Origin of the sequence: Saccharopolyspora shandongensis (assembly GCF_900106995.1) — a bacterium.
GTDB classification, from domain to species: domain Bacteria; phylum Actinomycetota; class Actinomycetes; order Mycobacteriales; family Pseudonocardiaceae; genus Saccharopolyspora; species Saccharopolyspora shandongensis.
In genome coordinates, this window is record NZ_FNOK01000038.1 from 83,824 (window position 1) to 95,104 (window position 11,281).

11 protein-coding genes and 1 pseudogene are annotated in these 11,281 nt (G+C 69.3%); 3 read left to right on the forward strand and 9 right to left on the reverse strand.

Annotated elements, in window-relative coordinates:
* Window positions 1–20: 20 nt before the first annotated feature.
* Window positions 21–503, reverse strand: a complete 483-nt coding sequence (locus BLW84_RS31080) for an RrF2 family transcriptional regulator (protein WP_093272520.1) — start codon at window positions 501–503, stop codon at window positions 21–23.
* 109 nt (window positions 504–612) lie between these two features.
* On the opposite strand from BLW84_RS31080, the gene BLW84_RS31085 reads away from it, so the two are divergent.
* A complete protein-coding gene (locus tag BLW84_RS31085) occupies window positions 613–1,731 on the forward strand; it encodes an NADH:flavin oxidoreductase (RefSeq protein WP_093272522.1) in 1,119 nt (372 codons plus the stop codon).
* Between the two features lie 149 nt (window positions 1,732–1,880).
* Here BLW84_RS31085 and BLW84_RS31090 read toward each other — a convergent pair.
* Window positions 1,881–2,063 (reverse strand): annotated as a pseudogene (locus BLW84_RS31090) (SDR family NAD(P)-dependent oxidoreductase); the annotation flags it as partial.
* Window positions 2,064–2,440: 377 nt separating this feature from the next.
* Here BLW84_RS31090 and BLW84_RS31095 point away from each other — a divergent pair.
* Window positions 2,441–3,577, forward strand: coding sequence for a magnesium and cobalt transport protein CorA (locus BLW84_RS31095; RefSeq protein WP_218157544.1), 1,137 nt, complete (start codon window positions 2,441–2,443; stop codon window positions 3,575–3,577).
* Window positions 3,578–3,613: 36 nt separating this feature from the next.
* Here BLW84_RS31095 and kce read toward each other — a convergent pair whose 3' ends face one another.
* The 4 genes from kce to BLW84_RS31115 all read right to left on the reverse strand — a co-directional run bounded on the left by kce (window position 3,614) and on the right by BLW84_RS31115 (window position 7,806).
* Window positions 3,614–4,546 (reverse strand): 3,5-dioxohexanoate:acetyl-CoA acetone transferase, encoded by a 933-nt coding sequence (gene kce, locus BLW84_RS31100; protein WP_093272527.1) that lies wholly within the window; start codon window positions 4,544–4,546, stop codon window positions 3,614–3,616.
* Window positions 4,547–4,572: 26 nt separating this feature from the next.
* The gene (locus tag BLW84_RS31105; RefSeq protein WP_093272563.1) at window positions 4,573–5,337 is read right to left on the reverse strand and encodes an SDR family oxidoreductase; all 765 of its coding nucleotides are present in this window, start codon (window positions 5,335–5,337) and stop codon (window positions 4,573–4,575) included.
* A gap of 28 nt (window positions 5,338–5,365) precedes the next feature.
* Entirely contained in the window at window positions 5,366–6,670 is a 1,305-nt protein-coding gene (locus BLW84_RS31110) for an MFS transporter (RefSeq protein WP_218157545.1), read from the reverse strand.
* A 65-nt stretch (window positions 6,671–6,735) separates the two neighbouring features.
* Window positions 6,736–7,806, reverse strand: a complete 1,071-nt coding sequence (locus BLW84_RS31115; protein ID WP_093272530.1) for a LacI family DNA-binding transcriptional regulator — start codon at window positions 7,804–7,806, stop codon at window positions 6,736–6,738.
* A gap of 240 nt (window positions 7,807–8,046) precedes the next feature.
* Here BLW84_RS31115 and BLW84_RS31120 point away from each other — a divergent pair, with 240 nt between their 5' ends.
* Window positions 8,047–8,517: an Asp23/Gls24 family envelope stress response protein gene (locus BLW84_RS31120; protein WP_093272532.1), complete on the forward strand. Its 471-nt coding sequence runs from the start codon at window positions 8,047–8,049 to the stop codon at window positions 8,515–8,517.
* A gap of 227 nt (window positions 8,518–8,744) precedes the next feature.
* Here the strand turns inward: BLW84_RS31120 and BLW84_RS31125 are convergent, their stop codons facing one another.
* The 3 genes from BLW84_RS31125 to BLW84_RS31135 all read right to left on the reverse strand — a co-directional run.
* Complete coding sequence (locus tag BLW84_RS31125; protein WP_093272534.1) at window positions 8,745–9,188, reverse strand: DUF7144 family membrane protein; 444 nt, start codon at window positions 9,186–9,188, stop codon at window positions 8,745–8,747.
* 35 nt (window positions 9,189–9,223) lie between these two features.
* Complete coding sequence (locus tag BLW84_RS31130; RefSeq protein WP_245761515.1) at window positions 9,224–9,751, reverse strand: COG4315 family predicted lipoprotein; 528 nt, start codon at window positions 9,749–9,751, stop codon at window positions 9,224–9,226.
* A gap of 349 nt (window positions 9,752–10,100) precedes the next feature.
* Window positions 10,101–11,281, reverse strand: a 1,181-nt coding sequence (locus BLW84_RS31135) for an acetyl-CoA C-acetyltransferase (protein WP_245761516.1), incomplete at its 5' end; no start/stop codon positions are given.

The following is an 11,281-nucleotide window of genomic DNA, read 5'->3' on the forward strand; positions in this document are numbered from 1 at the left end:
CCCCGAACCCGGGAGCAGCGCTACCGACCAGGCTTCGCGTCGAGGCCGCGCAGCTCGCGCACGCTCTCGGCGAGCGTGCGGTCACCGAGCGAATCGAGCACCGCCCGCTCAGCCTCGGCCGTGAGCGCGGCGAAGTACTCCCCCGAGCGCGCGGTGATCAGGCACATGTCCGACGCCTCCGGCGAGCAGGCCCACAGCGGCTTGTCGCCGACGGCGCAGCGGTAGATCTCCGCCAGCGTGATCTGGTCCGCCGGGCGTCCTAGGCGGGCCCCACCGGCGCGTCCCTTGACGCAGACGACCAGCCCGGCGTTCGCCAGCGGCACGAGGAGCTTGCGGACCAGGCTCGGGTTGGCCTTCAGGCTTCCGGCCAGGTGGGCCGAGCTCAGCGCGGCGGAGTCCTCCTCGGCGGCGATCGCCAGGAACAGCATCACCTGCAACGCACGGGAGAACCGGATGTCCAGCACGGTCTCCACCCCCGCCCGTGGATCGACGCCAACGTCCATCCCAGAATAGCAACTATCACAGTTGCACTTCTCGTCGCTAAATGTATCTTTGACTTGAACATTTAAACGGCGGGCGAACGCCCGCAAGCACCCGGCAGGAGACCGACAGGTGAGCACCCGCGCAGCTCAGGCACTGTCCCGCCCGTTCACGTTGGGTTCGGCCGAGCTACCGAACCGGATCGTCATGGCGCCCATGACCCGACAGCTCTCCCCCGGCGGCGTTCCCGGCGAGGACGTGGCCGCCTACTACGCGCGCCGCGCCGCGGCAGGGACCGGCCTGGTCATCACCGAGGGCACCTTCATCGACCACCGGTCCGCCGGCTTCAGCGACGGGGTCCCCCGCTTCCACGGCGAGCAGCAGCTCGCCGGCTGGAGCCGCGTCGTGGAGGCCGTGCACGCGCACGGCGGCAAGATCATGCCTCAGATCTGGCACGTCGGGATCCAGCGGCCGGCGGGCGCACCGCCGTTCCCGGAGGCCCCGTCCGTGGGTCCGTCCGGGCTCACGATGGACGGCATGCCCGGCACGGGCGAGGCGCTGACGCTGGCCGACATCGACGACATCATCAGCGCGTTCGCCGACGCCGCGCAGGCCGCCGAGCGGATCGGCTTCGACGGCGTGGAACTGCACGGCGCGCACGGATACCTCATCGACCAGTTCCTGTGGGAGCGCACCAACCAGCGCACCGACGCCTACGGCGGCGACCTGCTCTCCCGGACCAAATTCGCCGCCGACATCGTGGCCGCCGTCCGCGAGCGGGTCGCGCCGGACTTCCCCGTCGTGCTGCGGTTCTCCCAGTGGAAGGCCAATCACTACGACGCCCGGCTCGCCGAGGATCCGGGCGAGCTCGAATCCGTGCTCACCCCGCTGGCCGACGCGGGAGTCGACGCCTTCCACGCCTCCGGACGCCGCTACTGGGTGCCGGAGTTCCCCGAATCCGGGTCGGACCTGAACGTCGCCGGGTGGACGAAGAAGCTCACCGGCAAGCCGGTCATCACCGTCGGCTCGGTCGGCCTCGACAAGGTCTTCGAGCCCGGCGCCCTCACCGGAGCCGCCACAGCGGTGGAGAGCATCGAGCGGCTCGCCGACCACCTGGAGCGCGACGAGTTCGACCTCGTCGCCGTCGGACGAGCACTGCTCGCCGACCCGGAGTGGGCCGACAAGGTCCTCAGCGGCCGCCTCTCGGAACTCGTCCCGTTCAGCAAGGACGCGCTGCAAACCCTGCACTGACGACCGTATCTGCGGCGGGGCGGGCGTTGGCCGAAAGCGCCCGCCCCGCCGCATTTCGTGCATCGAACGTCCAGCGGGAGCGCACCCCGAACGCGGCCATCCCTCGATACCTGAAGTCGACCCGATCCGCCGCGACCAGAACGGCGAGCTCAGTCCCGGGGCGCCCGGTCACGCGGCCACGGGTTGCCTTGCAGGCCGGCGATGGAAGCGGTGTTGATGATGGAGCCGCCGCCCGCCGCGATCATGTGCCGGATCGCGTGCCAGGAGGCCACCACCGTGCTGCGCACGTTCAGGTTCATGACCCGGTCCCATTGGCGTCCGGCGCATCGATGCGCGGCGCCCGATCGACCAAGCCGCCGGGCTCAGGCCCGAGGCGCCTCCCGATCGACCCTCACCGTCGCGCCGGTAGAGCCACGCCAGCCAGAGCGGCCTCGCCCGGCGGAAGAGGATGCGTGAAGTCCAACGACAGGACAACGGCCACCGCCTGTTGTGCACATAGGACTTTCCTAAGTGCACAACGGCAGGTTCGGGGCGGATGACGTTGCAGCGCGGTTCCCAATCTGCGGACCTGCTCGTCGCTCAACTCGACGGGTAGGCAGCGAGAGCACCGGTGCCAGCGGACTCCGGCCGGGACTGGGTAGGCTGACCGCGATCGCAGCCCCGGGCGCTCGCTCGGCCTGCGCGTGCCCGCACCGCCCAGGAGGTCCTCGTGCCCGAATGGCGTCCCTTGCGCAAGCGCCCCCGGCGCCTCCCGGAGCAGTCGGGGCCCTCCGCTCCCGAGCACTCCATGGACCCCCGCTCCGCCGACGAGCGGCCGCTGGCGGACCGGCCGCTGATCGACACCGCGATCTACCGCGACGGCGTCCGGACCGCCACCCCGTCCAGCCTCGCCGAGACCTACCGGCTGCTGCGGGACGAGCCCGGCACGATGGCGTGGATCGGGCTGTACCGCCCCGCCGAAGAGGAACTGCTGGCCGCCGCCGAGGAATTCGACCTCCACAAGCTCGCCGTCGAGGACGCGATCGTCGCCCACCAGCGCCCCAAGATCGAGCGCTACGGCGACACGCTGTTCGTGGTGCTGCGCGCCGCCACCTACGTGGACGAGGCCGAAGAGGTCAGCTTCGGCGAGCTGCACCTGTTCATCGGACCCAACTTCGTGCTCACCGTCCGCCACGGCCAGTCCCCCGACCTGTCGGCGGTGCGCCGTCGCATGGAGGAGGACCCGGATCTGCTGCGGCGCGGCGCGGAGGCCGTGCTGTACGCGGTGCTGGACAACGTCGTCGACGGCTACGCGCCGGTCATCGCGGGCCTGCAGAACGACATCGACGAGATCGAGACCGAGGTCTTCGAGGCGAACCCGAACGTTTCGCGGCGCATCTACGAGCTGTCCCGCGAGGTCATCGAGTTCCAGCGGGCGACGCAGCCGCTGCTGGCCATCCTGCGGAGCCTGGAGGCGGGCTTCCAGAAGTACCGCATCGACGAGGAGCTCCAGCGCTACCTGCGCGACGTCGCCGACCACGCCACCACGGTCGCCGAGCGCGTCGACGGGTTCCGCCAGATGCTCGACAACATCCTCACGGTCAACGCAACGCTGGTCACCCAGGCGCAGAACGAGGAGATGAGGCGGATGACCGAGGCCAGCTACACGCAGAACGAGGAGATCAAGAAGATCTCGGCGTGGGCGGCGATCCTGTTCGCGCCCACCCTGATCGGCACGGTGTACGGGATGAACTTCGACTTCATGCCCGAACTCCACTGGGGCCTCGGCTACCCCTTCGCGGTCGTCCTCATGCTGGCCGTCTGCCTGAGCCTCTACACGATCTTCAAGCGCCGCAACTGGTTGTGAGCCGGAGCCCGCACCGGGCTCCGGCTCGGGTGGCCGTCAGAAGCCGACCTGGTCCCTGCCCTTGAGCCGCAGGATCTCGCGGGCCTCGTCGGGCGTGGCGACCTCCAGGTTCAGCGCCTCCAGCACGGTGCGGATGCGGGTCACCTGGTCGGCGTTGGTCTTGGCCAGCTCGCCCGGCCCGATCCACAGCGAATCCTCCAGCCCGACGCGCACGTGCGAGCCCTGGGCCGCGCCGATGGTGGCCAGCGGGATCTGGTTGCGGCCCGCGCCCAGGATCGACCACTGGTAGGTGTCGCCCAGCAGGCGGTCCGCCGTGCGGCGCATGTGCATCAGGTCCTCGGGGTGCGCGCCGATCCCGCCCAGCAGCCCGAACACCGACTGCACGAACAGCGGGCCCTGCACCAGGCCGCGCGAGGCGAAGTGCGCCAGGTTGTTGAGGTGCGCGATGTCGTAGCACTCGAACTCGAACCGGGTGCCGTTCTCCGCGCCGATGGACAGGATCGCCTCGATGTCGGCGAAGGTGTTCTTGAACACCAGGTCCCTGCTCTTCTCCAGGGCCTCCCGCTCCCAGTCGTGCCGGAACTCCTTGAAGCGATCCAGCATCGGGTACAGGCCGAAGTTCATCGAGCCCATGTTCAGCGACGCCAGCTCGGGCTTGAACACCGCGGCGGGCCGCATCCGCTCCTGCACGGTCATGTGCGGCGAGCCGCCGGTGGTGATGTTGATGACCGCGTCGGTGTGGGCCTTGAGCTGCGCCAGGATCGGCTCGAAGTGGGCGGGATCCTGCGAGGGCCTGCCGTCCTCGGGGTCGCGGGCGTGCAGGTGCACGATCGCCGCCCCCGCCTCGGCCGCGCCCAACGCCGCCTCGGCGATCTCCGCCGGCGAGACGGGCAGGTGCTCCGACATCGACGGGGTGTGGATCGCGCCCGTCACCGCGCACGTGATGATGACCTTGCGACCGGTTGCCATCTTCGTCAAACCTCCACAGTGGATCGTCAGTAGAGCTTCTCGGTGTTGCCGTCGACCGCCATCGCCTGGCCGTTGACGCTGCGGGCCAGCGGGCCGGCCAGGAACGCGGCCATGTCCGCGATGTCCTCGGCGCCGACCAGCCGGCGCATCGACGACTGGTCCTGGTAGGCGGCCGCGATCTCCGCCACCGGCCTGCCCAGCATCGCCGCCTTCGCCTCGATGACCGCGCGGATGCGCGGGCCGTCGACCGCGCCGGGGCAGATCGCGTTCGCCCGGATCCCCTCCGGGCCGAGCTCGATCGCCAGGGTCTTGGTGAAGCCCACCACCGCCCACTTCGACGCCGAGTACGCGCTTCGCCCGGCCATGCCGAGCCGCCCGGCGGCCGAGGAGAGGTTCACGATGGACGCGTCGGTGGCCTCGCGCAGCAGCGGCAACCCGTGCTTCACGCAGTAGAACTGGCTGTGGATGTTGACCTCGAAGGTCCGCGCCCACGCGGCGCCGTCCAGCGTTTCCACCGGCCCGGTCGGGCCTGCGATGCCCGCGTTGTTGACCAGCACGTCCAGGCCGCCGAGCTCCTCGCGCACGGCCCCCATCAGCTCCTCGACCTGCGCTTCGCTCGACGCGTCCGAGACCCGGGCCGCCAGGCCCCGTTCCCCGGCCGCCCGCACCGCGTCCGCGTTGATGTCGGTGACGAGCACGCGGGCGCCCAGCCCGGCGAACCTGGTGGCGATCGCCAGCCCGATGCCGTCCGCACCGGCGGTGACGAGCACCCGCTTTCCCGAGAAATCCACTTCCTGCACCCTTCCTGGAACTCCGGTGTCACGAACGCCGTTCGGCGTCGCCGTACTTGAGGAAGAACGACAGCGCGGTGCCGATCACGCACACGCCGACCACGAACCACAGGCCGGACAGCTTGCTGCCGGTGAAGTCCTCCATCGCGCCCATCACGTACGGGCCGAGGAACCCGCCGAACAGCCCGATGGTGTTGACGAACGCGATGCCGCCCGCCAGGGTCGCCCCGCTCAACCGGGACGCCGGGAACGTGTAGAGGATCGGCTGCATCGCGAAGAACGAGAAAGCGCCGAGGCAGAACCCGATCAGGCCGACGACCGGGCCGGAGACCGCGCCCAGCGCGAACCCGACGCAGATCCCGCCCATCGTGATGGTGACCAGCCTGCGGGAGCTGCCGCCGTTGACGGCGAACCGCGGCACCAGGAACGCGCCCAGGCCCGCGAAGATCCACGGGACCGAGGTCAGCAACCCGATCTGCAGCGACGACAGCTCGCCGTAGGTGCCGATGATCGACGGCAGGAAGTAGGACAGCGCGTACACCGCGATCTGCTGCGACAAGTAGATCCCGACCACCAGCAGGATCTGCTTGTCCCGCCACACCTGGCGCATGCTGTGCGTGCCGGACGCCTCGGCGCCCGCCTCGTCCTCGGCGGCGATGCGGCGCTGCAGGTCTTCGGCTTCGGCCGCGGTCAGGAACTTCGCCTGGTCCGGCCGGTCGGGCAGCTTCTTCCACACCACGAAGGCGAACAGGCAGGCCGGGAGCCCCTCGATCAGGAACATCCACTGCCAGCCGTGCATGCCGCCGAGGCCGCCGAGCCCGAGCAGCAGGCCGCCCAGCGGCGGGCCGAGGATGCTCGCCGCGGACACGCCGAGCAGGAAAAGGCCGTTGGCCCTGGCGCGGTCGGCGCGGGTGAACCACTGCGTCAGGAAGTACATGACGCCCGGGAACAGGCCCGCCTCGGCGACGCCGAGCAGCATCCGCATGAGGTAGAAGGACCACTCGCCCTGCACGAAGGCCATCCCGGCGGACACCAGGCCCCAGGTGATCATGATCCGGGTGATCCAGAACCGCGCGCCGACCCGGTGCAGGATCAGGTTCGACGGGATCTCCGCCAGCGCGTAGGTGATGAAGAACAGCCCGGCGCCGATCCCGTAGGCGGTCGCCGAAATGCCCAGGTCGATTTGCAGGTGTTCCTTGGCGATCCCGATGTTGGTCCGGTCCAGGAAGCTGATGATGTAGGCACCGATCAGCAACGGGAGCAACTTGCGGAAGATGACTCCGTTAAGCTCGCTGGGCGAGCGCATCACCGATTCTGGGACGCTTTTCGGCATGGCGTGACCTTCGGTTCTTTTTCCGGCGTGCCGGATGGTCGGGTTCTTCTTCGGGAATTCGCTTTTCAGCGGCGGGATTTCTCGGCGGCCCGGGTCGGTTCGCAACCGCAGGTCCGGCCGATGTGCAGGCGGTGCGCGCACACCAGCGATTGGTAGCTGTTCGACGGCTTTTCCATGCGTTTGAGCAGCATTCCGAAGGCCTCGCGGCCCATTTCCTCGTGCGGCTGCATCACGGTGGTGAGCCCGATCAGCCCGGACATGCTGTGCGGAATGCCGTCGTGCCCGGTCACCGCGACGTCCTCGGGCACCCGGATGCCGTGTTCCACCGCGTACTCCAGGATGCCGATCGCCTGCTCGTCGCTGCCGCACACGATGGCGCGCGGCGGATCGTCGCGGGCGAACAGGCGGGCCGCGGCGCGGCGGCCGCCGTCGCTGTTGAGCTCGGTGCTGATCTTGCGGTCGCCGCCGATGTCGACGCCGTGCGCGTGGGCGGTCGACACGAAGGCCTGCTCGCGAGCGAGGGACGCCGAGGAGAACCGCGGCCCGATCACGACGGCGATGTCGGTGTGGCCGTGCGCCAGCACGTGCTCCATCAACGACGTCGCCGCGGCGGCGTCGTCGATGCCGACGAAATCACCCTCCATGTACTGGGATCTCCGCGACAGGTAGACGTACGGGATCCGGGCGGCGCGCAGGGTCCGCAACGCGGTGGCGTCCTCCCGGAACGCGGCGCTCAGGACGACCCCGTCGACGTTGCGGTGCACCAGGCTGCTGGAGACCTTGCCCAGCGTCCGCAGGTCGTCCTGGGTGGTCGCGACGAAGACCTCGTACCCGGCCTCGGCGGCCGTGGAAACGATGCTCTGCGCGAATCGCGGATAGGTCGGATTGATGATGTTGGGTTGCACCAGCCCGATGACGCGGGTGCGATTCGGGTCGACCGGTTTTCCCCGGTTCGGCGGGCGAAAACCGATTTCCTCGGCGACGGCGAGGATGTGCCGGCGCGTTTCCGGCGCCACCCCGCCCTTTCCGTTCATGACGTAGGAGACGGCGGCGGTCGAAACGCCGGCGGCGCGCGCCACCGCGGCCGCCGAGACCGTGCCCGGTCGGCGCGAGGAGCGACGAGTCGCGATCTCCACAGCCGAGTCTCCCTTGACGTGCGATGCGGATCTCCGATCCGGGGTGAACCTAAGGCGCCCGCTGAACGTTAAGCAACATTAAGTTGACGGCCTCCCCCGGCGACGGCCGGTTGGGCGTTCGGCGCGCACGCCCTGCGACGACCTGCCAACTCTGCGCGAACGTCGCAGACTGGTGGGCAGCCCGTCAGCACCTCGAGGCGAGACGTGCGCGAGCCGAAATCGAACAGGGAGACGGCAGTGATGGCCGAATCGGGCGGAAGAACATCGAACAAGCAGGCGGAGACCGCCGAGGCGGTCAGGTGGACCACGACGGCCGGCGAAGTCGCCGAGACCGGTCAGGGACGCACGACGATCGGGGTCGTGGTCGTTCAGAAGATCGCGGTGACGGCCACCCGCGAAGTCCCCGGGGTGGCCGCGCTGGGCGGCGGGATGGCACGGGCGTTCGGCGCGCTGAGGGAGCGCATTCCCGGCGCCAGCGCCGCGCAGACCTCGGGCGCGAACGTGGAAGTGGGCGAGAAGCAGACCGCGATCGACTTGCAGATCGTCGTGGATTACGGCGTCTCCGTGGTGGAGCTGGCACGAGCGGTGCGGCGCAACGTCATCACCGCTGTGGAACGCATGACCGGACTGCAGGTCGTGGAGGTCAACATCGAGGTCATCGACATCCGCCTGCCCGGCGAGGAAGAGGCGGCACCCGCACGCGTCGAATGATCCCGGCCGGGCGCCTAGGCCGTTTTTAAGCGGCGGTAGCCGCTCGCGGTGTGGGACTCAACTCGCACCGCCGCGGGTTCACGGTGCCCACTCCCCTGGAGTTCTCCCAGCGAGGACAGCCCCGACGTGGTGAATTGGTCCATTTATGATGTCGGGGATCCCACAGCGAGGGGGCATCTGAGATTCCGCCACCCGCACCGCCACGCAAACCAAATTCAACACGATCTCTAGTCGTCCGGGACCGTCCGGCGAGCCGGCTGTTCCCGGAGATCCACGGCCAGCGCCCAGATCACGGCGACGTCGATCACGATGATGAGCAGCGACCACACCGGCGCGTACGGGATGAACAAGAAGTTCCCCAGGGCGCTGAGGCCGGCGATGATCAGGCCGACGACCCGCGCCCAGGACTGGCCCGCGGTCAACGCGATTCCGGTGGCTCCGACCAGCACGCCCAGCACCATGTGCACCCACCCCCACGTCGTGACGTTGATGGTGAACGCGTAGTCCGGCGTAACGGCGTAATACGAGCTCCGCAGGATCGCCGCGAGTCCGACGATGACGTGGAAGAACCCGATGATGATCATCATCACCGCGGCGAACAGCTCCACCCCGCCCGCCCAGGACTCCCGGGCGCTCGGGTAGTGGACGCCCCCGTGTCCCGCGTGTGCCATGGTCCTCATCTCCCCTGCCCCGGCGCCCGGCCGTCCTACCCGCCGATCCGGTTCCCCGCGGGTGAGATCGCGTACCAGCTGCCACCGTTGGAGTTCACGGCTTGACCATTGGCCTGGCCCGCCAGTTCATCGCCGATGTAGTAGTACAGCGGGTGTCCGTTGTAGACGATCTGCGTGCTGCCGTCCGGGCGCCGGGTCGTGGCGAGCAGGGCCGGGTTCACGGCCGGACCCGCGATGGGCGGAGCGGTCGTGGTCAGCGGCGGCCAATCGCCTGCGCACGCCTCCAGGCAGGCCAGCTGGTCGCTTCGATCCTTGTCGAACAGGTACACCGTGCGACCGTCCGGGCCCGTGAGCACGGCGCCGAGGCCAGGAACTTCGCGGGTCTGGACGGCGATGGCACCGCCGATGATCGGCGGGGCCGTGGCCGTCGGCGGAGGTGTCCCAGGCCCGCGGCCGTCCGGGACATCCCCGGCCGGCGTGCACGCGGTCACGAGAGCCAGGGCACCACCCACCAGCCAGATGCTTCGCAACACGGCTGCGCGGTCTCGTGCGAAGCGGGCCATCGCGCCTCCCCAGGGCGAGATCGCGTCAAAGTGCATCCTCGCCGTCGCTGCCTCGTCGCAGGCGTTATCCCCGATCGGCACCGACCGGGCCACGCCCCAGCACAGCACGAGGGTGGAACCCGCAGGAAGCCCGCGCAAAGGGCCGTTGGTCCTCCGATGCGCCGAGGGCGGCTCGTCGTCACGACCGAGAACGCCGGATTCATCCGAGTCGGCCGGCAGCACTGCCGCCGGGGCGGTTCGTCCGGCCGGGGCAGAACGATAGCGAAGCCCCCGGAGGGCCAGTGCGCGGAACGCGCTGCTCGTCCCCGGGGGCTCCACGCCCTAGAGCGTCGTCCTCCTGCTCGGCGGGTCAGGCTGTCGGTACGCGGAGGATCAGGGCGTCGCCCTGCCCACCACCACCGCACAACGCCGCCGCACCAACACCGCCACCACGACGCCTGAGCTCCAACGCCAAGTGCAACACCAACCGCGCACCCGACATCCCGATCGGATGCCCCAACGCGATCGCACCACCGTTGACGTTCACCCGCTCCTCATCAACACCCAACGCACGCATCGACGCGATCCCCACCGCCGCGAACGCCTCATTGATCTCCACCAGATCCAGATCCGCGACCTCGACCCGCTCCCGCGCACACGCGGCCCGGATCGCATTCGACGGCTGCTCATGCAAACTCGCATCCGGCCCCGCGACCACACCATGCGCACCGACCTCGGCAAGCCACGACAACCCCAGCTCCTCAGCCCTGGCCTTGCTCATCACCACGACCGCCGCCGCACCATCGGAAATCTGCGACGCCGACCCCGCCGTGATCGTCCCATCCGATGCGAACGCCGGACGCAGCCTCGCCAGCCCCTCCACCGTGGTGTCCGCGCGAATGCCCTCATCGGCGTCCACGACCAGCGGGGCGCCCTTGCGCCGCGGCACCTCCACCGGCGCGATCTCCTCCGCGAACACACCCCGCTGGGCGGCAGCCGCCGCACGCCGATGAGACCGCGCCGCGAACGCGTCCTGCTCCTCGCGGGTCAACCCATACCGCGCGTTGTGCTTCTCCGTCGACAACCCCATCGCGACCTGATCGAACGCACAGAACAAACCATCATGCGACATGTGATCCAACATCGACACATCACCGAACTTGAAACCCTCACGCGACCCCGTCAGCAAATGCGGCGCCTGCGTCATCGACTCCTGACCACCCGCGACCACCACATCGAACTCACCCGCCCGGATCAACTGATCCGCCAACGCGATCGCATCCAGCCCCGACAAACACACCTTGTTGATCGTCAACGCCGGCACATCCATCGGAATGCCCGCCGCCACCGCAGCCTGCCGCGCCGGAATCTGCCCCGCACCCGCCGTCAGCACCTGACCCATGATCGTGTACTCGACCTGATCAGGCCGCACCCCAGCCCGCTCCAACGCAGCCCGAATCGCGAACCCACCCAACTCCGCACCCGAAAACCCCTTCAGCGAGCCCAGCAACCGCCCCATCGGAGTACGAGCCCCCGCCACGATCACAGAAC